The organism is Verrucomicrobiia bacterium (assembly GCA_036405135.1).
GTDB lineage: Bacteria > Verrucomicrobiota > Verrucomicrobiia > Limisphaerales > JAEYXS01 > JAEYXS01.
The window spans coordinates 14827-38172 of the sequence record DASWYF010000009.1; the positions used below are offsets into that span (position 1 = coordinate 14827).

The 23346-nt window shown below is 56.2% G+C and carries 19 protein-coding genes; 6 read left to right on the forward strand and 13 right to left on the reverse strand.

The features are described from left to right. Positions 1 to 515: 515 nt before the first annotated feature. From VGH19_03405 to VGH19_03415, 3 genes are read left to right on the forward strand one after another with little or no spacing between them, the layout of a single operon-like run. Complete coding sequence (locus VGH19_03405; GenBank protein ID HEY1170395.1) at positions 516 to 941, forward strand: hypothetical protein; 426 nt, start codon at positions 516 to 518, stop codon at positions 939 to 941. Between the two features lie 14 nt (positions 942 to 955). Then, complete coding sequence (locus VGH19_03410) at positions 956 to 1429, forward strand: hypothetical protein (protein ID HEY1170396.1); 474 nt, start codon at positions 956 to 958, stop codon at positions 1427 to 1429. A 42-nt stretch (positions 1430 to 1471) separates the two neighbouring features. Then, entirely contained in the window at positions 1472 to 2029 is a 558-nt protein-coding gene (locus VGH19_03415; GenBank protein ID HEY1170397.1) for a GNAT family N-acetyltransferase, read from the forward strand. 245 nt (positions 2030 to 2274) lie between these two features. Here VGH19_03415 and VGH19_03420 read toward each other — a convergent pair whose 3' ends face one another. The 7 genes from VGH19_03420 to VGH19_03450 form a co-directional block, all read right to left on the reverse strand. Next, positions 2275 to 3114, reverse strand: coding sequence for a tetratricopeptide repeat protein (locus tag VGH19_03420; GenBank protein ID HEY1170398.1), 840 nt, complete (start codon positions 3112 to 3114; stop codon positions 2275 to 2277). Next, positions 3111 to 4838, reverse strand: a complete 1728-nt coding sequence (locus VGH19_03425; GenBank protein ID HEY1170399.1) for a BatD family protein — start codon at positions 4836 to 4838, stop codon at positions 3111 to 3113. Before VGH19_03425 ends, VGH19_03420 begins: the two co-directional genes overlap by 4 nt. Before the next feature lie 26 nt (positions 4839 to 4864). Beyond that, positions 4865 to 6868 carry a VWA domain-containing protein gene (locus VGH19_03430; protein ID HEY1170400.1) on the reverse strand — a complete coding sequence of 668 codons (2004 nt, stop codon included), beginning with the start codon at positions 6866 to 6868 and terminating at the stop codon, positions 4865 to 4867. A 5-nt stretch (positions 6869 to 6873) separates the two neighbouring features. Further along, on the reverse strand, positions 6874 to 7878 hold the full coding sequence (locus VGH19_03435) for a VWA domain-containing protein (GenBank protein HEY1170401.1): 1005 nt from the start codon (positions 7876 to 7878) through the stop codon (positions 6874 to 6876). Beyond that, positions 7875 to 8738 (reverse strand): hypothetical protein, encoded by an 864-nt coding sequence (locus VGH19_03440; GenBank protein HEY1170402.1) that lies wholly within the window; start codon positions 8736 to 8738, stop codon positions 7875 to 7877. Before VGH19_03440 ends, VGH19_03435 begins: the two co-directional genes overlap by 4 nt. Further along, positions 8735 to 9667: a DUF58 domain-containing protein gene (locus VGH19_03445; GenBank protein ID HEY1170403.1), complete on the reverse strand. Its 933-nt coding sequence runs from the start codon at positions 9665 to 9667 to the stop codon at positions 8735 to 8737. Before VGH19_03445 ends, VGH19_03440 begins: the two co-directional genes overlap by 4 nt. Before the next feature lie 77 nt (positions 9668 to 9744). Next, positions 9745 to 10734, reverse strand: coding sequence for a MoxR family ATPase (locus tag VGH19_03450; protein HEY1170404.1), 990 nt, complete (start codon positions 10732 to 10734; stop codon positions 9745 to 9747). Positions 10735 to 11054: 320 nt separating this feature from the next. Between VGH19_03450 and VGH19_03455 the strand changes: the two genes are divergently transcribed. The 3 genes from VGH19_03455 to VGH19_03465 all read left to right on the forward strand — a co-directional run bounded on the left by VGH19_03455 (position 11055) and on the right by VGH19_03465 (position 15768). Continuing rightward, entirely contained in the window at positions 11055 to 14201 is a 3147-nt protein-coding gene (locus VGH19_03455; protein ID HEY1170405.1) for a PAS domain S-box protein, read from the forward strand. Positions 14202 to 14287: 86 nt separating this feature from the next. Beyond that, positions 14288 to 14971, forward strand: coding sequence for a hypothetical protein (locus tag VGH19_03460; GenBank protein HEY1170406.1), 684 nt, complete (start codon positions 14288 to 14290; stop codon positions 14969 to 14971). A 113-nt stretch (positions 14972 to 15084) separates the two neighbouring features. Then, a complete protein-coding gene (locus VGH19_03465; GenBank protein HEY1170407.1) occupies positions 15085 to 15768 on the forward strand; it encodes a hypothetical protein in 684 nt (227 codons plus the stop codon). A gap of 7 nt (positions 15769 to 15775) precedes the next feature. Here the strand turns inward: VGH19_03465 and VGH19_03470 are convergent, their stop codons facing one another. The 6 genes from VGH19_03470 to rbfA form a co-directional block, all read right to left on the reverse strand. After that, positions 15776 to 17326 carry an exosortase/archaeosortase family protein gene (locus VGH19_03470; protein ID HEY1170408.1) on the reverse strand — a complete coding sequence of 517 codons (1551 nt, stop codon included), beginning with the start codon at positions 17324 to 17326 and terminating at the stop codon, positions 15776 to 15778. Then, positions 17323 to 20205, reverse strand: coding sequence for a tetratricopeptide repeat protein (locus tag VGH19_03475; GenBank protein HEY1170409.1), 2883 nt, complete (start codon positions 20203 to 20205; stop codon positions 17323 to 17325). The genes VGH19_03470 and VGH19_03475 overlap by 4 nt, the downstream gene beginning before the upstream one ends. A 122-nt stretch (positions 20206 to 20327) precedes the next feature. Next, the gene (locus VGH19_03480; GenBank protein ID HEY1170410.1) at positions 20328 to 21263 is read right to left on the reverse strand and encodes a bifunctional riboflavin kinase/FAD synthetase; all 936 of its coding nucleotides are present in this window, start codon (positions 21261 to 21263) and stop codon (positions 20328 to 20330) included. Positions 21264 to 21276: 13 nt separating this feature from the next. Beyond that, a complete protein-coding gene (gene truB / locus VGH19_03485; protein ID HEY1170411.1) occupies positions 21277 to 21990 on the reverse strand; it encodes a tRNA pseudouridine(55) synthase TruB in 714 nt (237 codons plus the stop codon). Beyond that, positions 21987 to 22976, reverse strand: a complete 990-nt coding sequence (locus VGH19_03490; GenBank protein ID HEY1170412.1) for a bifunctional oligoribonuclease/PAP phosphatase NrnA — start codon at positions 22974 to 22976, stop codon at positions 21987 to 21989. Before VGH19_03490 ends, truB begins: the two co-directional genes overlap by 4 nt. Then, a complete protein-coding gene (gene rbfA, locus VGH19_03495) occupies positions 22973 to 23332 on the reverse strand; it encodes a 30S ribosome-binding factor RbfA (GenBank protein HEY1170413.1) in 360 nt (119 codons plus the stop codon). The genes VGH19_03490 and rbfA overlap by 4 nt, the downstream gene beginning before the upstream one ends. Between the last annotated feature and the right edge of the window lie 14 nt (positions 23333 to 23346).

Here is a 23346-nt window from a genome sequence, read left to right on the forward strand (position 1 = left end):
TACTCCCTGCTTTTCTAAAAATCTCCACACTCATATCTCTTCCTCCTTTATCCCACGACACACCTCATCCGTGTCGTAACTTTTCATTCATCGGGTAAGCAGAACTCAGAATTTACTTCTGCCACCTCCTATTTGCTGACAACGACCGCCAGCAATGAAAACAATACTAAAACCTCACAAGAAAACCACCATTTTTCACTAAAATTTGTCATAAAATTCCAACCTTCTCCCCCTCAAGAACATCCAAGAATCCCAATCCACGTAACTCGCATTTTTAAAATCAATTCCTCTGCTGCTTCTTCTCCGCGCACTCCGTGTCTCCGTGGTGAATATCCCTATCCTGTCCCACCTGTTAATCCTGTCAAAAAACCTCCATTCGCTTACCCCCATTCGGTATTCCCATCTGTGTGATCAGTGTTTCATCTGTGGCTAAAATCTCCGACCACTGAAAACTTGAAACTCATTCCACGAAACCTGACATTAAACCAGAAACTCCCCTGATACCCGCACATCGTATGAACACACCAAAAGACCCCAAGAGCTACGACTTCGGTGATAATCAGCATTACGCGTCTTTAGCTACTCACCTGCATGATACCAAGCAGCCCGACGCCCTCCAGCAACTCCACGATTACACGACTGCGTCCAATGCTGCCCGCTATTATCTAGAACTCGCAAATACGTTGGCCGTTTTGCAGCGCCTGCGAGAGGGACGCACCGAGCAGGCATACAAACTACTGGAAGGCCGGCTGGACTCTCACCTCCTCAGCTTCGTCTCAAACTACCGTCAACTCCCCGCCTCAGTCCGGGCCAATCAGCCGGGTATGACTATGCTTCAACACACCAAAGACTACCGCGCCAAGTTCCCCTACAAGGAAGACCACCCGATCATCGATGAAGCCGTAGCAAACGCCTTCAAATTTTTAGATGAGCAGAAGTGAACAGATGCCTGACCATGCGCCTTCTCTTCGCCACTCTGCTGACGTTTGTGCTTGTCGGATGCTCTCACCGGCCAGCAACCAGCAGTGCCGAACTGGCCGACTTCATTGCTGAATTAAAACGCGATATCCCCATCCGGGCAGGCATGACGATTGAACAGGTCAAAAGTTTCATCACGGAGAATAACCAGAGAATTCGCGACAGCGAACCGAAGTGGTCCGGGAAATTTGAGCCTCCGATCTATTCACGACCTGAACTTCATCTCTACATTTTCTTGGACATGAGCAACCCGACCTCACCATCAGATCGACGTTCACTGACATATCTCGCCAACGGGCGGTACCAATTCTGGATGGACATGGCCATCCATGATGGGCGCATTAAAAATATCTATATAGCTCCCGGAAACCTGAGCCATATTTCACTTCCAGCGTTTCTCTACGACGGAGCAGGAGAACACATCGGCATGCTTGCAGATCAAAAGCAGTGAGCGCCATGCAACCTCCCGTGTAGCTTTCTTACATTTGTAACCATGCACCACCCCGCTGACCACCTCCTCCCCCGCCCATTCCCCAACGGCACCCTCCGCCGCCTGCGTCATTCCGACCTCCGCGCATTTCAGGCTTACCGCAACACCCCCGGGCTCAATCGCTATCAAGGCTGGTCTCCCATGAGCGAGACTGATGCGTTGGTCTTTCTGACCGAGATGGAAACCACCGCCTTCTTCCAACCCGGCCAATGGATTCAGCTAGGTATTGCCGATCCTCACACAGATGCCCTCCTCGGCGACATCGGCCTCCACCTCTCCAGCAACAGCCAGACCGGCGAAGTCGGCTTCACCCTTGCCCCCTCAGCCCAAGGCCGCGGCATCGCCACCAACGCCGTGCGCGAAGCCATCCAACTCTTTTTCACCGCCACTCCGGCCTCACAAATCCTCGGCATCACCGACGCCCGCAACACCCCCAGCATCCGCCTCCTCAATCGCCTGAACTTCAAACACACCGAAACCCGCCCAGCAATATTTCGCGATGAACAATGCACCGAACAGGTCTTTATACTATCAAGATGCGACAGCCAGAAGCTGTCATGAACTTTGAATAAAATAAGCGGGTGAAAAAGTTCGAGGATATAGCACCCTCGCCCCTCGGAGGGGAGAGGGCCGGGGTGAGGGGTGCCAACGTTTTCGTCAATAAACACAGTCTGATTCTGAAAAGGATTACCCCTCCACATTGGTCATTGCTCATTCCTTCGTCATTCGAGCTTCGTCATTGGTCATTCTTCATCCGTACATATCCTGTTCCATCAGTGGCTAAAGAACTTCCCTGAGTGAAAATGTTATAACTCCTCCAACCTCACCACCGCCTCCCCCTTCACCCAACCCGTCCGCCCCTGACCATCCCGCACCTGCCACCACGCGTCCTTCTGATCCGTGACGACCACCTCCGCCCCATCCGGCAATGTGAACGCGCTCTGCGAATCCTCCAACGGTCCGAAGCGCACCACCGCCTCCTTCACCTTCACCACCGCCGCCTTCTGCCCATACGTTCCCTGCCAAGCCGTCGCCCCCGCCACCCCCCCTAGCACGACAGTGAATAACGCGATCACAAACGCCGGCTTCAACCCCGTCCGCCAAGCCGGTTTCATCATCCGTATGATTCCCAATATCGCCAACACCCACACCGCTCCGCCCGTGATCCAAGCCCACTCCCGCAAACTCGTCTGCTGACACCACGCCTGCCAGATCGACACCGGCCTGCCCGATCTCACCCCCGCCGACTCCTGCACAAACCGCAGATTCGCCTTCAAGTCCGCATCACGCGGCGTGATCCGCTGTGCCAGCCGATAACTCGCCACCGCCTCACCCACACGCCCCGCCTTGTAATACGCATTCCCCAGATTGAAATAAACCGCCGCCGAAGCCTCCCCCGCCTTCACCATCTCCCGATACGCCGCGATCGCCTCCGCGTATTTCCCCTGCTCATAAAACTTATTCGCCGCATCAAATTTCCCCTCAGCCTCTCCCGCCAAACCCGTAAACGGCGCCCCCAACAAGCAGCCGAGCAATAGCAGCCACCAAATCGTGCTCGTCCTCGCTCCCTCCCTCTGGACGTTGAACGTTGAGCGTTGAACGTTGGAAGTTTCTCTCTTCCCCCATTCGATGTTCGATGTTTTCACGCTTTCACCTCCCTCAACTCCCCAAAAACCCTCCGCCCCTTCTCCACCAGCGCATCCAGCTTCGCCACATCCGATACCGGAGCATACCGCGCCTGATTGCACGCCTGGAACAACTCATGCAACTCGCTGCGCAAACCCGCATCCACTTTGCCCAACCGCTCATCCACCACTGACTCCGTTATCGCCGAGGCAGGCATATCCAGCCGCTCACCCAATCGCTCCTGCAACAGCTTCGTCAGCAGATCAAAAAACTCTTTGCTCTTCCCCGCCGATGCCAATTCACCCAGCTGCGCCAGTCCCGCCGCCTCACCCTGCGCCACCGCCTTCGCCCGGAGAGCCCGTGGATCACGTCCCGCCCGTTCCGTTTGTCTCCTCCAGAACACCAGCCACGCCCAAGCCAGCAGCGGCAACAGACTCATCACCCAAAAGACCGGCTTCACCACCACCGGATTTGAAACATTCGCCAACGTCCCGAAGTGCGGTTTGATATGCAGGATGTCCTTCACCACCGCCTGCTCTTCCGTTTTCGCAATCATATTGCCAGAAGCCACCGTCGGCTGCACTGGCGCTCCACTGCTCGCCCGCACCTTCAACGGCACCGCAGGCACCACCACCGTCTGATACTTCTTCACCTCCGTGTCAAAATATGCGAACGAGATCGCCGGTATCTCCTTCACATCCGCATTCTCAGGCACCACCACGATCTCAAATCGTTTCACCCCTTGGATGCCCAGATCATCCTGCGCCTTGAATTCGCTGTTCGGTGGATAAATTTTGAAATCACGCCAATCATCCATCTTCGGCAACTGCACCGCATCCCACGCACCCGTGCCCGTGATCTCCGCCTGCAAAATGATCGGGTCGCCCACCGCCACATCATTCTTCGTCGCCACCGCGCGAAAACTGAACTGGCCGATTGCTCCGTTGAAACTCGCAGGTTTTCCCTCCTCCGGCAGCGGCCACACCTTCAGGTTCATCACTTCGCTCTTCACCTTCACCGGCTGGGAACGATAACTCTGTATCAACCGCCCAAATACCGGATCAGGCTCTTGCACCGGGATCTGTATCTCCAGATCCGATTCCGCCGGTCCCAATGGGACATCCCCCGTTTTCAACGCCTTTGCCACATAACGGAAGACATGCTGCTGATATGTTCCATTGGGAAGACGTACCCGCCCCTGCGTATGCTGCGGCGGTGAACTCAAAGAGAACCCATCCGCTTTGACCTGCGGGATCTCCCCCCGCGCCGTCTGGAAATAAAGCCGGACCTCGAGAGGAAAAACCTCGCCCGCAAACACCTCCGGCTTGGGAACATTCAATTGCATGAACGCCGCCTTGTTCATCTCTTCCGCCGTCGGCTTCCGTGCCGCCGTCACTTTGAACTTCACCGGCTGTGATTGATGCACCTTGCCCCCCGATTTCACCTTCACCGGCCCGATCAGGAAATCACCTTCCCGGCTCGCTCTCACCGTGTAACCGATGTTGATCTTCACAGACCTCACACCATTGATGATATTCATGCTCTGGCTGGCCGTCGTCTGTGCAAATCCCAGTCCGTCCACTGGCGGAATCTCCGGATAAGAATTCAGATCCGTCCCATCGATGGAAACCGTCAACGTCGCCGTCTCCCCCATCGCTATGCTCGACCGGTCCAGCGACACCTGCACCTGCGCCATCAGCAACCACGGCATAATTAGAATCGCCGTCAGCAGGCCAACCTTCACAGATCGTTGTATAAAAACTCGATGCATCACCAATCCTTGAAAATCTTGGGCTTTGCCTTGCCATCCTTCGGCGGTGGCTGGAATATCAACGCCCGTTCCTGGCTCTTCAAGTCGTCCAGCAACTGCATCGCCTGCTCCTTCGTCATTTCTCCATTGCCTTGCGCCATCCTGGGCTGGCCGTTCTCGTCCGGTTCCGGCTGTTTGCCATCCTTCTTGTCATCCCCCTGTTTCTTCTGATCCTGATCGGCCTGCTGTTTATCCTGCTTTTTGGACTCATCCCCGGTATTCTGCTTGTCCTCATTCTTGGCCTGATCCTGTTTCTCGCCGCCCTGCTGTTTCTCTTCTTCGTTCTTCTGGCTCTGTTTATCCTGCTTCTTCTGCTCGTCTTTGTTTTGCTGGTTCTCCTGCTTGTTGTCCTGTTTCTGTTTTTGATCCTGCTTTTGCTTCTCGTCCCGGTTCTCCTTCTGGTCCTGATTCTTGTCATCAGGGTTTTGCTCTTTCTGTTGCTCCTGCTGTTTCTTCAATTCCTCCAGCTTCCGCCTTACCAGATCACGGTTGAACTTTGCATCCGCATCCTCCGGGTTCAATTTCAACGCCCGCTCATAATCGTTGATCGCCGATTCCCACATCTGCTGTTTGTCCTCCGCTCCCCCGCTCTTCTCACCCTGCCGGTAGCGCACGTTGCCGCGATTGTAGTAAGCATCCCGTTGCAGATTCAGATCCGGCGTCCGCAAAGCCTCATTGAACCGGTTTACCGCCGTGTCCAGATCATCCGCCCGATACGCCGCATTGCCCGCATTATAATGCAACCTCGCATCGTTCGGCCTCTCCTTCAGCAACCGTTGATACTCCTCCAGCGCCGCCTTGTATTCCCCTGCTTCAAATGACCTCTTTGCTCCTGCCGGTGATGCTGAAACCACAGGCGTCATCAGGCAAAACATCAAAGCCGCCAGGACCGCCACTCGCGGCCCTGACTTGCTGCTTTTTACTAGAACCGCTCCGGCAGCTTCATTCTTCACCGCCACTCCCTGCAACAGCCACTCCGCGATCAACAACACGATGACGATCCCCAACGGCCACTGATACCGCTCCTGAAAACGCTGCACAAACCTGGAGCTGGACTCCGATTTCGGCAACGCCGCCAAACCCTGCTCATATAAAGTCTCCATCGTCTTCGCCCCCGTCAGCGGCAGGTAAAAGCCATTGCCCGCCGTGGCGATTTCGCGCAGCAGATTCTCATTCAACTTCGAGCGCACGATGTTCCCCTCCTCATCCCTTACATATTCCTGCCGTCCCCGTTCATCGCGATAGCTCAACAGCTCTCCATTCGGCGTGCCCACCCCGATCGTATAAATCTTGAAACCCGCTTTCGCAGCTTCCTTCGCCGCCTCGATCGCCCCCTCCTCATGATCTTCACCATCGGTCATCAGGATGAGCACCTTGTGATTGTCCTCATCCTTCTTGAACGCATCCATCGCCGTCCGCACTGCTTCCGCCATGGAACTGCCGCCCTGAGGGATCACCCCCGTATCGACCGCCGCCAGACTCATCCGGAACGCCTCATCATCAAACGTCAACGGACACTGCAGGAACGCACTCCCCGCAAAAGCCACCAGCCCCAGCCGGTCCGTCTTCGCCACCCGCATCAGGTCGATGCATGCCAGCCGCGCCCGCTCGATGCGCGTGGGCGGCACATCCGGTGCCAGCATGCTGCGGCTCGTATCCACCGCCACCACCACATCCAGTCCGCGCTGCCGCACCTCTTCCCAAGTAAAGCCCCAGCGCGGCTGAGACAACGTCAGCAACCCGAAGAACACCGCAGTGCCCAGCAAGACATACCGCACCTTCTCCCTCCGCGCCGAATAGCCGCTCAGCAAAGTATCGAAAAGCCGTGACGGTACAAACAGTGCCATGGCCGCCTGCTTCCGCCGCCACACCCTCATGAAGAACACGATCAGGCACGGCACTGCTCCCAGCGCCACCCATATCAGCACCGGTGTCTGAAACTGTATGTTTTCCGTTCCGTCCATTCTCTTTAAGGCAATCTCCGCCAGATCGTGTGCCCCAGCAACACTTCCAGCAAGACCAGCGCCAGTCCGGGCCACAAGAACCACGGAAAAAGTTCCGTCACATGCTGATACTGCTTCACCTCGATCTCCGTCTTCTCGAGCCGGTCGATCTCATCGTAGATCTTGCGCAAAGTTTCCGGTCTGTCTCCGCGGAAGTATTTGCCGCCGGTCATGTCCGCGATCTTCGTCAAAGTCTCCTCATCGATGTCCACCTGCACCGGCCGGTAACCTTTCCGCCCGAAAACATCCGTATACGGTTCACGGGCTCTGCCCCGCGTACCGATACCGATCGTATACACTTTCACACCCATCGTCTTGGCTGCCTCTGCCGCCGTCAATGGCGAGATCTTTCCCGCATTGCTCTGTCCGTCCGTGATCACGATCACTATCTTGCTCTTGGACTGCAAATCCCGCAACCGGTTGAGCGACGTGGTAATGGCCGAACCGATCGCCGTTCCACCTTCTTTGATGGTTTCCAACGAAAGCCGCTCCAGTGTCATCAATAGAAAGTCGTGATCCAGAGACAACGGCGCAGCGATATAAGGCTGCCCCGAAAAAGCCACCAGCCCGATCCGGTCATTAGTGCGTTTCTGGATGAACTCCTGCAACACCTGCCGCGAGATGAACAAACGGTTCACCTGTTCACCCTGGTAGAGAAACCCCTCATCCTCCGCCGCCATGCTTTGTGAAAGATCGAACGCCACCACGATGTCCACCCCGCTCGCCGAGATGCGCGACTCTCCCTCCATGAACTGCGGCCGTGCCAGCGCCACGATGAGCACGATCAAACTCAACCACCGCAACGCGCCCAGCACAATCCTGCCCCAATCCCGCCGCGCTGCATGCACTTCACCCAATACCCCCAGCGATGAAAAGACGAACGCTGCCCGCCCGGACCGCTTCATCCGCCACCAAGCGACGAATGGCAACACCAGCAGCAACAGGAGAAACCATGGATGCGCAAACTTCACAGCTCCACCTTTCCCGCCTTGCACGAAACAGCTTCCACCAAATAGGTGATACTGAGGATCATCACGGCCACCGCCACCGGCTTGGACCACACCGCCTCCGCCATGTACTTAAGCGTGCTCCATTTTCCCTCCGCTGATGAAGAACCAAAGTCCGCTTCACTCCACGCAAACATCAGCAGACCGAAAACAAAGACCACAACGGTCTGCGTGATGCTTTTGACCAGTCTTCTGTGCAACAATAAGTTCTGCGCCACCGCTTTCGCCCGTTTCTCTTCTTCCTCTGCCGTTTCTCTGGTGAGGACGGCAGCCTCAACCATCGGCTTCGATTCATCCACCAACCGGTGCGCTATCGAATACAACTCCTTCAGCTCCGTTTCCGCCGGTTGAAATCCTGCGAACTTCACCAAGTCGCAACGCCCCAAAAATGTCGCCAATGTCTTCTTTTGCTCCCCGTTCAGTCGTGGACTTTTCTGCAGCTCCAGCAGAAACTCTTCCGTGGTCCGTTCCGGTGCACGGAAATGGAATCGATCCTCCAGATATACCCGTACCGCATCTGAAACCACCGAGCAAAACACCTTCGGCTCGATCAAGAGACGTAAAGCCCCATCCAGTTGCTGATACGCTTTCTGTTCTGGCGAAAGGGCCGGTTTCTTGGGCTTCTCCGGTGGACGGTTCTGCCAAAGGACATAGATACGCCAAAGGATAACTCCTCCAATCAATGCCACCACCGCCCACGTCAACCACTCCCACCCCAGCGGCACATCCACCAGCGCACGGATGTCACGGATATCCGCGCCCGCTACATCATTTGTAGCGCTGCCCGGATGCGGGACAATGACTGCTCCAGTGTTCTTAATCATCCGTGACGACGCCGTTTCTCGCGGGTTTCAAAAAAGCTGGCCAAGGCCGCCCCATACGCCTCATCCGTGCGCAAGCGTATGGTATCCACACCCAGCGAACGGAAATACCGGCTCAATTCCGAAAGCTCGCTCTCCTGCCGTTCGCGATAACGGCTGCGAAAGCCCTCGTCATTTGTGTTCACCTCCAGCACCTCACCCGACTCCGCATCACGCAAAGTCAGTCTGCCCACCTTCGGCAATTCCAGCTCATGCTTGTCTGTGATCTGCACCGCCACCACATCATGTCTGCGATTTGCCTGCCGTATCGCCGCCGTGGCGACCGCTGAAAGTTTCTTCTCCGCCCGCGGTTTGCTGATGCGCGTCCGGTTCTGCTCCAGAAAATCCGACACCATCACCACGATGGCATGACGGCTGATGACACGGTTCAAGAAGTCGATCGCATTGCGCAAATCCGTCCCATGCGATTGCGGCTCGAAGCAAAGCACTTCACGGATCACGCGCAACACATGGCGGCGTCCCTTGCGCGGAGGAATATATTTCTCCACCACATCACTGTAGAGCAGCACTCCCACCTTGTCCTGATTGCGAATCGCCGAGAACGCCAGCACGGATGCGATCTCCGCCGCCAGCTCACGTTTCGATTGTGCACCCGAGCCAAACCAACCAGACGCACTGACATCCACCAGCAAAATCACAGTCAGCTCACGCTCCTCCACGAATTTCTTCACGAAGGGATGATTCATCCGCGCCGTCACATTCCAGTCGATGGAGCGCACCTCATCGCCCGGCTGATACTCGCGCACCTCATCGAAGTTCATCCCCTGCCCCTTGAAGACACTGTGATAGTGCCCGGAGAGCGACTCACTCACCAGTCTGCTGGTGCGCAACTCGATCTGCCGCACTTTCTTCAATATCTCGCGGGGAATCATATCAGGGCCGAGGAATAAGAAAATGTGAAGGTCGATGCAAGTATCGCACTTCTCACTTCATACCTCGCGTTTTTGAATCACGGCACCGGCAGCTCATCCAGCAGCTTCTGCACGATCGTCTCGCTCGTCTTGTCCTCCGCTTCCGCCTCATACGTCACCGTCACGCGATGCCGTAATACATCCATCGCGATGGTCTTCACATCTTGCGGCGTGACATAACCCCGCCCTTTCAAGAACGCATGTGCCTTCGCCGCCAAGGTCAGCGCGATCGTCGCACGCGGTGAAGCGCCGAGCTGGATCATGCCGTCCAGGTTGATCTTGTAGTTACGCGGATCACGCGTCGCACAGACCAGGTCCACGATGTAATCCTTCACCTTGTCATCGATGTAGATGTCATTGATCACCTGCCGCGCACCGAGAATCTGTTTTGGATTCACCACCGCTTGTGCGCTTGGCAATCCCGATGTGCGCGCCATCAGATCAAGGATCTGTCGCTCCTCATCACGCGAAGGATAACCGATCTTCAGCTTCAACATGAAGCGGTCCACCTGCGCTTCCGGCAGCGGATACGTTCCCTCTTGCTCGATCGGATTCTGCGTGGCCAGTACGAGAAACGGCTCTTCCAGCGCATATGTCTTGTCGCCGATCGTCACCTGCCGTTCCTGCATCGCCTCCAGCAAGGCACTTTGCACTTTCGCGGGCGCGCGGTTGATTTCATCCGCCAGGACAATATTTGCAAAGACCGGGCCCTTGCGTGTCGTGAACGCACCTGACTGGGGATTGAATATCTGCGTGCCGATCACATCCGCGGGCAGCATGTCCGGCGTGAACTGCAGGCGGGAGAACCGCACATCCAGCGAGTTCGCCAAGGTCTTTACCGATAGCGTTTTGGCCAGGCCCGGCACGCCTTCCAGCAAAACGTGCCCATTCGCCAAAAGACCGATGACCAGTCGCTCCACCAGATACTTCTGGCCTACCACCACCCGGTTGATCTCACCTAACAATCCGGGCACAAAAGCCGAGGCTTCCTGCACCGCGGCGTTGATCGCGCTAATTCCTGTGCTCATGCAATTTTTCAACAAATCTCTCACACAAAGACAAATCCTGCGGAGAACGCGTTCAGAAAAAACGGTCTTAAAGACGATTGCAATCGTGAATCCATTTGCCATGCGGATTAATTGACCTATTCTAGCCCCGCATTTGGGCTGCTATGTTGCCTGCCAGGAAGTTCATCTTAGGGAATCACCTCAGACAATTCTGGGCCGCTTATCTTGTTCTGGTCATCTCGCTGGCACCCGCGCTCATCGTGTGGACTGAAGTAAAAGACACCGTCCATGAACACGACGTCGCCCGTTTCAGGGCTCTGGTCCGGGAAAATCATCGCGAAATGGAACAAAAAGCCCGGATGCATTTCCCTGCCTTGCGCGAAACACGCGGTTTCTTTGAAGCCAGTGAAATCGTGGAACCCTCCGAATGGGATCGCTACATCGCCAGCCTGGAGCTCAACCTGCGCTTCCCCGCCTTCAGTGCCATCGGTTTTGCCAAACTGGTTCGTTCCGCGGAAAAAGAATCCTTCGAAAGAGTTTGGCGTACGCAAGGCCTGACCGCCTACACATTGGCCGAAAGTGCTTCCGGCACAAATTACCCCGTCATTCTGATTTCCCCTGATCAAATCTATCCGGTCAAAGATAAACCCCTGGACTTGGCCCTCCTGCCCGGGGTGCAGGACGCCATGTCCGCATCGCTGAAAACAAACCGGCCCGAGGCCACCGGCGCCCTCTCCCTCTCTCTCCGGGGCCAATCCGCATCCACCACCGGCATCCTGCTCGTCCTGCCAGTTTACGACCGCTCCCGCATTACTGGCTCTGACCGCCTCGACGGCTTCATGGTCGGCATAATGGAATTGGAACGTCTCTTCATGGTCCTGCTGGAAAATGCCCAGCGCAACCACCTCTACTTCACCTTCAGCGAATCCGGTTCCAACCAGCCGCTCTACACCTCACGCGATGCCCTCGCCGAAGCCCAGGCTAAATTCTCGGAAGACCGCGAATTCGCCTTCGCCGGACACAAATGGACAATGCGTGTGGAAACCCAGCCCGATTTTTTCCAAACCTCGGAAAACTTCCTGCCCCAGCTCAGCCTCATCGGCGGTCTGCTCATCAGTGCCGCCCTGTTTGGCATCACTTGGAGCCAGGTCCGGGCCCGCGCCATGGCCGAAACCCTTTCCAACAACCTTGCCACCGGCGATGAACGCTTCCGCCTCGTCAACAAAGCCACCAATGACATCATCTACGACTGGGACACCATCGCCAATCACATCACCTGGAATGAAGCGATGTCCCTGAGCTTTGCCTACGGTCCCGATAAAATCATACCTTCCGTCGAATGGTGGGAGGACAAGATCCATCCCCTAGACCGCGTCCGTGTCGTCCGCGGCCTTGAATCCGCGCTCAAAAAAGGCGGTGAATTCTGGGCGGATGAATACCGCTTCCGCCGTGGCGACAATGAATATGCCACCGTCATCGATCGCGGCTACATCTTGCGTAACGAAAAAGGCGATGTCATCCGCATGATCGGCTCCATGATGGACATCACGGACCGCAAAAAGTCCGAAGCCGCCCGCCACCGTTCCGATCAAAAACTCAAACTGCATTTCGAACAGACTCCGCTGGCTGTGATCGAATGGGATTTGGGCTTCCATGCCATCGATTGGAACCCCGGCGCCGAAAAAACCTTTGGCTATTCCGCTCAGGAAGCCATCGGTCGCCACGCCTCAGAGCTGATCGTGCCCGAGTCGGCCCGCCGTCATGTGAATGAAGTTTGGCAGGCACTGCTGGTGGCGAACAGCTTCGGCCAGCGCAGCACGAATCAGAACTGCACCAAAGACGGGCGGATGATCGTCTGCGACTGGTATAACACCCCGGTCACAGATCGCGAAGGCAAAGTCATCAGCGTCATCACCCTCGCCATGGATGTCACCGAGCAACGCCATGTTGCCGACGCCTTGGAAGAAGAGAAAGAACTCCTCTCCGTCACCATGCGTTCCATCGGTGAAGGCGTCGTCGCCACCGACACCGCAGAGAACATCGTGCTGCTCAATCGTGTGGGCGAACACATGCTCGGCTGCCACCAGCGTGATGTCCTTGGCCAACCCCTCTCCCGCTGGCTCAAGCTGCAACATATCAAATCCGGGGAAATGCTGGAAAGCCCCGTGACCAAAGTGATCCGCGCCAACGGCCAGGTGGAATTTCACAGCCAGCAAGCCCTGCTGGTGGACGTTCCCAACGAACGCCGCATCTCTTTTTCATGCAGCCCCATCTATGGGGGCGATAGCAGGTTGCTCGGCAGCGTCCTCGTCTTTCGTGATGTGACCGATGAAACCCGCACTGCCGAGGAACTTCTCCGCACCAGCAAACTGGAATCCCTGGGCATACTCGCCGGTGGCATTGCCCATGATTTCAATAACATCCTCACCGTCATCATCGGCAACATCTCCATCGCCAAGATGCAGACGCCGCAAGGCAACCCGGCTCAAAACCGTCTGGATGAAGCAGAAAAAGCCAGCCTGCGCGCCCGCGATCTGACATTGCAACTCCTCACCTTCGCCAAAGGAGGCGCCCCCATCAAACAGACCGCTTCCATCACCGACATCATCAAAGACACCACCGGCTTCGTGCTGCACGGTTCCAAAGTCCAATGCGTATACGATCTCGCCCCAGACCTCTGGGCCGTGGAAGTCGATGAGGGCCAGATCAGCCAGGTGATGGACAATCTCGTCATCAACGCCGTGCAAGCCATGCCCAACGGGGGTAAGATTTTCGTCAGCGGCCAGAATGTCACCTTGGATGCCAATTCAGGCATTCACCTGCCCGCCGGCAAATACGTACAAGTCTCCGTGCAAGATGAAGGTACTGGCATTCCGATGGATATCTTGCCGAAAATATTCGACCCTTATTTCACCACCAAAGCCTCAGGCAACGGCCTCGGTCTGGCCACCTCCCACTCCATCATCCGCAACCATAACGGACTGATGACCGTCCAATCCATCGTAGGCGAAGGCACCACCTTCAAACTCTACCTCCCGGCATCCGACAAACCACTCCGTCAGACCCGCATCGACCTGAAACCGCTCACCAAATGCCAGGGACGCGTGCTGGTGATGGATGATGACGACCGCATCCGTGACCTCCTGAAATCCATGATTGAAGCCCTGGGATATGAGGCCGAAACGACCGCCACCGGCAACGAAGCCGTAAACCGCTACCGCGATGCCATGTCTGCCGGCAAACGCTTTGATGTCTCCATCATGGACCTCACCATACCCGGCGGCATGGGTGGCAAGGAAGCCGTGAAACTGATCAAAGAACTCGATCCCAAGGCAAAAGCCATTGTCTCCAGCGGTTATTCCAACGATCCTGTAATGGCCAACCATCAGGAAAACGGCTTCATCGGCGTCCTGTCCAAACCCTATAAGATTCAGGACTTGGCGCGGGTATTGGAAGACACCATCGGCCACCAAGATAAGCAAAACTAAGTAGTTAAGGGTATTAATGAGCCATTCAGCCTTTCACCACTAAAGCTGGTTGACCCTTTACCGATAATGCTGTCATAGTAATCACTATGAAAGCTGTGCTCACAACTCTGGCACTAGCCATTCTGCCGTTGATGGATGTTCAGGGTGCCACCATTGACACGTTCAAGACCGGTATCGATGAATCCACCGGCAATGTACTCGCGGATAACGCCGCCGATGTCAATTGGACTATCGTCTCTCTGACCGGGGGAAGCGATGGTAGTTTTCCTCGAGCAGCAGTCGCTACGGGCAAGGAACCTGGCTGGCACTCCAGCATTCCCATGGCAGGCACAGGCCTCATCACCCGCGGCACCGATTGGAACGGGCAAAACGGCACCTATGCTTACCAATACCAGTTCACCGCAAATACTGCGAGTTACACTAATTTCGCCGTCGGTGGTCTGGCGTGGGCCGATGACCAGGTTCGCGTCTTGCTGAATGGCAACGAAATCATGGCCATGTCCAGCACCATCTGGAACGCCAACCCTGTTTCCTTCACCAATGCCACCCAGGCATATTTCGTTAACGGGTTAAACACTCTTACCTTCGAAGTTTACAATTCAGGGGGTGGTCCCACCGCTTTGAACGTCAGCGGTATCGTAACTGCCACCCCCATCCCCGAAGCCCACGAATGGGCCATGATGCTCCTCGCCCTCGGTATGGTCGGTTATTTCCGCCGCGAGCAGATCGCAGAATGGTGGAACCGCCAGCAAGCTCAGATAACCACTTGAGGTCCGCTGGCAATCCACTGCCGTTTATGCCCTATATGGTGAACAGGCGGCGCAATTATTGTAAATCATACCTCGTTGACCTTTCCTCTTCAGTTGCTGCATAACTCTGCTCCATGAGAGCAGCCGTTCCCGCACTCGCTTTGGCAGTCTTGCCCCTTACTTGCCTTCAGGCCATCGTCATAGATACATTTAAGACGGGCGTGAACGAAACCACAGGTACAATCCTCGCGGACAACGCCACGGACAGCAACTGGATCATAACCTCCTTAACGGGCGGCAATTCTGATGGCACCTTTCCTCGTCCTGCCACAGTCACTGATCCCGCCTCCGGCTGGTCAAGCGCGCTGCCCATCGCAGGAACCGCACTCATCACCCGTGGCACGACTGTGGCCGGTGTTTATGGCACATATACCTTCGCCTACCAGTTCAGCATCAACACCGCCACCCATTCCGGCTTCGCCATCGGTGGCCTCACTTGGGCGGATGATTATATCCGCGTGCTGCTGAACGGCAATGAGATCATGGCGATGTCCGGACACATCTGGAACCAGCCTCCCGTCAGCTTTACCAATTCCAACCAGGCTTATTTTCTGAACGGCCTCAACACGCTGACCTTCGAAGTGTTGAACACCGGTGGAGACGTGGCCATGAACGCCAGCGGCGTGGTCACTGCCACTCCCATTCCTGAAGCACATGAATGGGCCATGATGATGCTGGCCTTCGGAATCATGGGGTATTTCAGCCTGAAACGCGACTCCGCCCAGAAACTGCCTTCCCAAGCACAGACATCCTTCTAACCCCAGTTCATTTATCAAACCGCTCTAAATTTCCTCCTGTCTCCAGTTCATCCACCAAACCAAGCGCGAAATCTTCCGCAGTTTTCCTGGCCCCCGCCCAGTCATCCGCAATCACGGAAACGGCTGCTGTGTGCAACGTCCAGACCTCCTCCGGTTTAAGCAGCAACCTGCGCCTGAGCACATGCCACGTAAGCTCCCGTTCTCCGGCCAAATACTTTCCCAGGCCATCGGCAAACCAGAAAATCACGTACTGTTTCATCCCCGTTGCTGGCCGGTCAAGCTGCAGCATCACCACCGGCACCTTTCTCCCATTTCCTGCCAGTTCAATTTCCTCCCTTGCCAGCAACCGCCACCCAAATGAGGTAAAACACCCGGTTGGCTCATGCAAACCCTCACGGGATACCAGCGCCGTATTGCTCACATACTCCACCCTGCTTTCCCCCCTCAGATAAAGCCGCTTACGCAGTCCGCTCACCCCGTAAAAAAGCACTTCGTGATGCGCGAGTAATTCATCACGGCCAGACCAGTCGGCCAGCAGGTAAGGCAGTTCTGGCAAAATGATCTCCATCTGGGCATGCCGTTGAAAAGATTGCCGGACCAGAAATAACATCGTCAGAACCAGCAGCAGGCCATGCACCACCAGGATCATCGCATGGTCAGATGAATGATTCTTCCGCACCGGCCCCTGCACCGGGGCATCTGCCCGCCGGTTTCCCCATCGGCTCACGGCATACGCCAGGGGAAAAAACGTCACCATGAAAAAAAACAAGCCCGTCAACTCATGCGCCGCCCCCTCCAGCCATTTGGGATCCAGCCGGGCAGCGATCAATACCAGTGCTGCCACCCGCACACCGTTCGCAAGCACCGACACGATGAAAAACACCGGCAACAACGCAAAGAAACGCAACGGACGCTGGCGCAGCGGTTGCAACAGCATCAACGCCGCCACGAGGAACACATGCATTGTTTTCACCCCGCTGCAAGCATTGCCCACATCCAGTGAAATCCCTGTATCCGTCGTCAAAAATGTGCCCGCACGCTCCAGGGCCATTCCCGCTGTGCTCAACATGACCTGCGCCAGAAACGCCGACCATATACGAGCATGCAACCCCAGGTGATGCTCAATGATCCCGGGAACCGGAAACGCCATGGCGATGCACAACGCCGGAAACCAGGCCATCTTTAAGCCCTCCCTTCCCCCATATAACCAGGCCATCGCGGGAATCACCAACGAACAAGACCAGCCCATGATCGCAGAAGCCTCAGCAGACCAACCTGCGAGCAACAACCATAAACCCGCTGTGAACAGCAGTAACGCCGCCGTCGGGAATGGCTCATGGTTGGCTCTCGTTGGCGAGTGCTGCCATAAATGACGCAACCAGAAGCCGCCCAACACCAACGGGATAATCCCCAGCAAACTCCCTTCAAAGCGGTACCAATGATCGTAGATGAGCCAGTAAAAGGCGGGCACATACAATCCCAACGTCAGGAAACACAACAATGCCGCCGGCCACGGCAACGGCAACTTCTCAAGCAAGCGCGCTGCCGATGCATTCATCTCTTAGTTTTGCCCTGCTCCCTGGCCGCCAGTTCCAGCTTGGCGGAGACCGCCTCATGGCGGCTGTGATTCCTGGCCGCCGGCAACTCCCTATTCAACAAGTCGAATTCCAACCGCGCCTCCATCATCGCGCCTTTGGCCAGCAACGCCTCCACCAGATGCAACCTTATCTCCACGCTGTTCGGCGCCCGCTTGCGCGCATCCTCCAGCAATGTAACCGCCTGCCGGCTGTCCCCACGGGCCAGCAACAATGTGGCGTACGTATCCGCCACCGCCGGATTCCGGCTGTCCAGCACATAAGCCCGTTGCGCCAGTTTGGCCGCTTCATCTAGCTTCTTCTCATCGCGCGCAATCACCAGACTCAGGTTGTTCAATGTTGCCACATTCTGCGGCTCCTTCTCCAGAACGGTCCGGTAATGATTCTCCGCCAGGCTCCAGTCTCCCCGCACCTCCCGCAAACGACCGCAAATGAACCGCAAGGCGGCGTTCTCAGGATCCAGCTTCAACACCTCTTCCATCACCGGGGCGGCATCCCTCTCCATGCCCGTTTGCACGAATGTGTCCAGCACCCGCTGTTGCAACCTGGGTTCACTTGCCGCCTTCTTCAATCCTTCCAGGGACAGCCTGCGGGCTCCTTCAAAATCCTTGTCATCCATCAGCATGTTCACCTCTGCGAGATAGCGGTCCGGCTCATCCGGAAAATCGTGCTTCAACCGGTCCAACCGCTCGCGGGCCTGATTGGTTTGTCCCATGGCACGCAGCAACTCAACCTCCAGCGGCTGCAACAACAGGTTGGTGGACTGTAGCTGCAACCCTTTCTGCACATGCGCCAAGGCGGGAGCAACCCCGTTGGTACTCAACGCCAGCAATGCCCGGGCGTGTTCAGCCGGAGCATACCCAGGATGCATCGTGCTCAACTCCGTCGCGTTCTTGCGAGCTCTCGGCCATTCGCTGTTCATCATGTTTCCCCGCACTTCGAGATAACGGGCGAACGCATTCGTAGGCGAAAGTTTCACAGCCAGCTCCGCCGCCTGCAGCGCCCTTTTGAAATTGTCCCGTGCGAACTCTGCCAACGACCACAGAAGCGCTGCCTCCACCTCCGGGCGCTTCAAGTTTGCCGCCCTTTCAAAATACTCGGCTGCCTGCGCGTAATTCTCCTTCTCCTGGTTCAAATACCCCGATCCCATCAACGCGATCCGGTCGGAAGCATCATGGACCAGCGCATCAGCAAAATGCTTCCCTGCCGCCATGGTGTCTCCCTTCGCCCGGCTGATCACACCCCAGAGCGCGTAAGCCCGGGCGTTTTTCGGGTCCAGTTCCAGTGTCCTCCTCAAATGCCTCTCCGCCTCATCCGCCTCCTGTAACCTCAGATGTATCTCCGCCAGCAGCAGATTCGGCCCTGCTTGGGAGGAGATGAGTTCGTTGCCAGTTTTCAACAAGGTCACCGCCTCGTTCAAACGATTGCTGCTGACGAGCAATTGCGCCCGCGCATATACACCCGCCGCACTCTCCGGATCGCTCACCGCGATCTGCTCGAAATGGCTTCTGCCCATCCCGTCTATCTCCAGCCTGCGGGCCGCTTCTGCCGCGATCAAACGCGCTGAAACTGAGGTAGGCTCGTCCTTCAACCATATCTGTGCGTTCTTATATGCGGAACTCAAGTCCCCCATGCCGAACTGCGCCTGGGTCAAGGGACCGATGCGGTCTTTTCCCCGGGCGACCTCCAGCCAGCGCACCGCCCGGGCATAATTGGTGATGGACAAATAGCTGCGCCCCAAGGCGCTCCAAACCTGCTCCTGCATCGCCTCATCATGCGGCAGCTTGGCAAATGAAATCTCTGCCTGCATCGGATCACCCAATTTCAGGTAACAAAGCCCTATCTTGTCAAAAAGACCGGGATAACCGCCCAGCATTGGCTTCAACCGTTCCAGTTCCTTCAAAGCCGCCTTGTACTCTCCCGCCCCCATCTGCTCCAGCGCACGCAAATATCCCTGAAAGATTTCCTTCTCCCACTTTCTGCCCTGCGCCTTGTTCTTCAAATCGGCCAGTGCCGCCTTGTCACCCCGCTCGAAATGCAGTTCAGCCAGCCAGAAAAGTACATCCGAATCTTTCGGGTTGATGGCGTGCGCCTGCTCATAAGAGGCGATGGCATCGGTCATCCGCCCCTCCTGCACAGCCAGCGAAGCCAGCCCCAACCACGCCTCATGCTCTGCCGGATACAGAAGCAGGAGGGCCTCATATGCAGCCTTGGCTTCAGCATACTTTTTACTCGCCATGAAAAGATTGGCCCGCAGCAAGGCAGCTTCACGATCTTTTGGATCGCTCTCCAGCAAGGCATCAAACTCTTTCAAAGCAGAGTCTGAACGCCCCATCTGATGCAGCACACGCCCTTGGCGAAGCCGGGCGGACCGGATGATCTCCGGAGGCGTTTGCGCCTCTGCCGCCAATGCCGCCAGAATTTTTAAAGCCTCCTCCAGCTTCGCTTCCCGGATCAGGAGCTCGGCCTGCATTTCACGCACTGCCGGCCGGTCTTTGACCGCTTGCGGCGCCAGATCATACAGCTCCTTGGATTCTTTCCAACCGCCAAACTGCAGAAGCAGCCCGACAGTACGCACCAGCAGCGCCTCATCATTTGGCACGGCCCGCACCAGCAACATCAGATGCGGCAAGGCCTGCTCGTCCCGTGACTCTTTCAACAGAAGTTCTATCAATCCGTGCCGGAGAGAAAGATCCCCAGGCGCCTCGCGGATCGCACGCTCATAAGCCTGGATCGCTCCGGAAAAATTTCCTTTCGCCTCTGCCTCTCGCGCCTGCGCGGCAAAATCGATGCGCTCTTTCTTGCAGCCGGAAAAAATCAGCCCGGCAACAAGCAAAATCACTATGTAAGCAAGCCCTTTCAATACCTATGACTTTTACCAGGAAATATAGAGCGTTTAGGCCCTGTTGCGAAAGCAAAAGTCTTCTCTCCTTCGAAAAATTTTTGGGTGCAGCCAAAAACGATCTAGCGGCAGGAGGCGAACAATTCCCGCACCTGCTGGATATCTGAGCTGATCTGCTCCTTGAGGGCATCCAAGGATGGAAACCGTTGCTCATCCCGTAATTTCTCCACGAAGCTGAGTTCGATGGATTGTCCGTAAATATCGGCTGTGAAATCCAGCAGATGCGCCTCCACATGCAGCACCGGCTTGGGCTCGCGCAAAGTCGGGCGCATCCCGATATTCACCGCCGCCCGCCAGTTCTTGCCGCCCACTTTTGCATGAGCCGCATAAACACCATTCGGCGGGGTCACGCGTCCACGCACATCCAGATTGGCCGTAGGAAAACCCAGTTTGCGCCCCACCTGATCACCCGAGATGACTGCCCCTGCCAGCGAGTAATCTCTGCCCAGCAATTGTCCCGCCATGTCCAGTTCCCCTTTTCGAATCACCTCGCGGACGCGCGTGCTGCTCACCGCTTCGTTGCCCAAGGACACCGCTTCCAACCCATGAGCCGTGAAGCGCAGCTCCTTGCCCAAGTGCCGCAACAAAGCCACATCCCCGCTCCGCTTGTGACCGAAGACAAAATTCTCTCCTACACAAACACTGTGGACGCGTCCCAGATCACTTGCCAAGCCACGCACAAAGCTCTCTCCATCTACGCGACTGAACGCTTCATCAAATGGTAACAGTAACAATGCATCGGCACCGAGTGAACTGATCGCGTCGATGCGCTGCTGTTGCGTGTAGATAAGCGATGGAACGCGATCGGGCGCAATGACCTCTGCCGGATGCCGGTCAAAAGTGACGACAAGCGCGAGCCCTTCCTGCTGGCGCGCATCCGAGATGGTTTGCCGGATGACTTGCTGATGTCCGAGATGGACGCCATCAAAAAAACCGATGGCCAAAGACACTTTTCGTCCGCCAGTTTCCAGTTCGCGGGCGGAGCGAATAATCTTCATGATTTTACGCAGCTCAGGTGAGTTTCAGGAACGGAATCACGCGGGCGGCAAACTCCGCAGGCTTCAAGACCAGGAGCTTGTCCAAGTGCATCGCATCCGCCACATCGAACTTGCCGGACACCGTGCGGCGCAACGTCGTGAGATGCGCCCCGCAACCAATCTTCTGCCCCAGATCATGCACCAGGCTGCGAACATACGTGCCCTTCGTGCAGGCCACACGAAACGTCGCCAGCGGTTCTTCGTAGGTAAGAAAACGATACGTGTAGATGTGGATCAAACGCGGCTTGCGCTCCACCTCCACACCTTTGCGCGCGAGCTTGTAGAGCGGCACACCATCCTTCTTGATAGCCGAAGCCATCGGCGGCGTTTGCAAGATATCACCCACGAACGTGTCCGCCTCTTGATTGAGGATATCCAGCGTCATGGGCGGCACCGGCAAGGATGCCGTGAGTTCACCATCCACATCATAGCTGTCCGTGGTCTCGCCAAATTTGGCCGTCCCCTCATACACCTTGTCATCAGACATCAGGCGTTCGGAAAGTTTCGTGGCCTTGCCCAGTACAAGGATCAGCAAGCCAGTCGCATTCGGATCAAGCGTGCCGCAATGACCGACCTTCTTGATGTTAAAATAACGCCTCACCTCGTCCACCACATCGTGTGAGGTCATACCGGCGGGCTTGTCCACCAAGAGTGCGCCATCCAGCGCATCGAAATTCTGCAAACTCATTTTGATTTTACTGCATCCAAAGCTTTGCGCACCGAAGCCAGCAGCTTGCGCTGCACTGAGAGCGGCTTGCCCTTGATCCGCGCACCTGCAGCTGCCGGATGGCCGCCTCCACCGAACTCTTGCACAATATGGCTTACGTTCACCTCTTCCGTCTTGGAACGCAGACTCACCCGTGTGACTTCCGGTTCCAATTCCTCAAATACTATCGCCACTACCACCGGTTCAATATCGCGGATATGATCGATCAATCCTTCGCTATCCGCCGTCGTTGCACCTGTGCGCGCAAAGTCAGCGGGCTTCAACCAGAAGTAACCGATCTGGTCATCATGCGTGAGACGGAAGGAATTATAGACATGCCGTAACAAACGCACGCGGGAGATCGGATACGATTGATACACCTCGTGGCAAATGCGCCCAAGTTCCGCACCAAACTTCACCAGCTCCGCCGCCGTGTGATACGTGGAAGGCCGTGTGGACGGATACTGGAACGAACCTGTATCCGTACTGACTGCCGTGAAGAGACAGTTGGCGATCGCCGGTGTCACCGGCCACTTCGCATCCTTCAACAGACGGAAAATCAACTCACCCGAGGACGGCTCCTTCGGCGAGATCCAGTTGATATCACCATAGCGCGTGTTGCTGCCGTGATGATCGATGTTGATGAGGATACCACGGTCTTTGATATGCTCCGTCACCGTACCGAGGCGCTCATAGCTCGCGCAATCCGTCGCGATGACACAATCAAACTTCTTCCCCCTCACCGAAGTGGAAACCACCTTGTCCGGGTCCAGGAAGGAAAGCTTTTGCGGCACCTTGTCCTGGTTCCAGCAGACAACATCTTTACCAAGCCCCTTCAGTGCCAGCGTCAAACCAAGCTGCGAGCCTATGCAATCACCATCTGGACGGATGTGGCCGACGATACAAAAAGTCTGGCATTCGCGCACCGTATCGATGATGCGCTGGACAGTTTTCGGAACGGATTTCATGAAGCCGGATCGTTCTTCTTCTCCAGCTCCTCGATGATCTGGAGCACGCGGTCACCACGCTCGATGGAATCATCCACTACGAGGCGCAGGACCGGCGTGTAGCGCAGCACCACTTCCTTGCCCAACAGGCCTTGGATGTGTTTGCGCTCGGATTGAAGTTTTGCCTCACCATCCCGCTTCTGGTTTTTCGTGCCGATGATGCTGAGAAAGACGGTGGCGTTCTGCAGATCGCCCGACACCTGCACATCGTTCACCGAAATGACCCCGTAATCATTCGTCGGAAATTCCCGGCGGATGATCTCACCTAGCGCGCGCTTCAACAGCTCGCGCACCCGTGCTTCCCTGACTGATGCCATATCGGAAACCAGCT

Coding starts and splice junctions, on each gene's coding strand:
- VGH19_03405 (HEY1170395.1), top strand. CDS start 516: ATGAACACACCAAAAGACCCCAAGAGCTACGACTTCGGTGATAATCAG.
- VGH19_03410 (HEY1170396.1), top strand. CDS start 956: ATGCGCCTTCTCTTCGCCACTCTGCTGACGTTTGTGCTTGTCGGATGC.
- VGH19_03415 (HEY1170397.1), top strand. CDS start 1,472: ATGCACCACCCCGCTGACCACCTCCTCCCCCGCCCATTCCCCAACGGC.
- VGH19_03430 (HEY1170400.1), bottom strand. CDS start 6,868: ATGGACGGAACGGAAAACATACAGTTTCAGACACCGGTGCTGATATGG.
- VGH19_03440 (HEY1170402.1), bottom strand. CDS start 8,738: ATGATTAAGAACACTGGAGCAGTCATTGTCCCGCATCCGGGCAGCGCT.
- VGH19_03445 (HEY1170403.1), bottom strand. CDS start 9,667: ATGATTCCCCGCGAGATATTGAAGAAAGTGCGGCAGATCGAGTTGCGC.
- VGH19_03450 (HEY1170404.1), bottom strand. CDS start 10,734: ATGAGCACAGGAATTAGCGCGATCAACGCCGCGGTGCAGGAAGCCTCG.
- VGH19_03455 (HEY1170405.1), top strand. CDS start 11,055: ATGGAACAAAAAGCCCGGATGCATTTCCCTGCCTTGCGCGAAACACGC.
- VGH19_03460 (HEY1170406.1), top strand. CDS start 14,288: ATGAAAGCTGTGCTCACAACTCTGGCACTAGCCATTCTGCCGTTGATG.
- VGH19_03465 (HEY1170407.1), top strand. CDS start 15,085: ATGAGAGCAGCCGTTCCCGCACTCGCTTTGGCAGTCTTGCCCCTTACT.
- VGH19_03470 (HEY1170408.1), bottom strand. CDS start 17,326: ATGAATGCATCGGCAGCGCGCTTGCTTGAGAAGTTGCCGTTGCCGTGG.
- VGH19_03480 (HEY1170410.1), bottom strand. CDS start 21,263: ATGAAGATTATTCGCTCCGCCCGCGAACTGGAAACTGGCGGACGAAAA.
- truB (HEY1170411.1), bottom strand. CDS start 21,990: ATGAGTTTGCAGAATTTCGATGCGCTGGATGGCGCACTCTTGGTGGAC.
- VGH19_03490 (HEY1170412.1), bottom strand. CDS start 22,976: ATGAAATCCGTTCCGAAAACTGTCCAGCGCATCATCGATACGGTGCGC.
- rbfA (HEY1170413.1), bottom strand. CDS start 23,332: ATGGCATCAGTCAGGGAAGCACGGGTGCGCGAGCTGTTGAAGCGCGCG.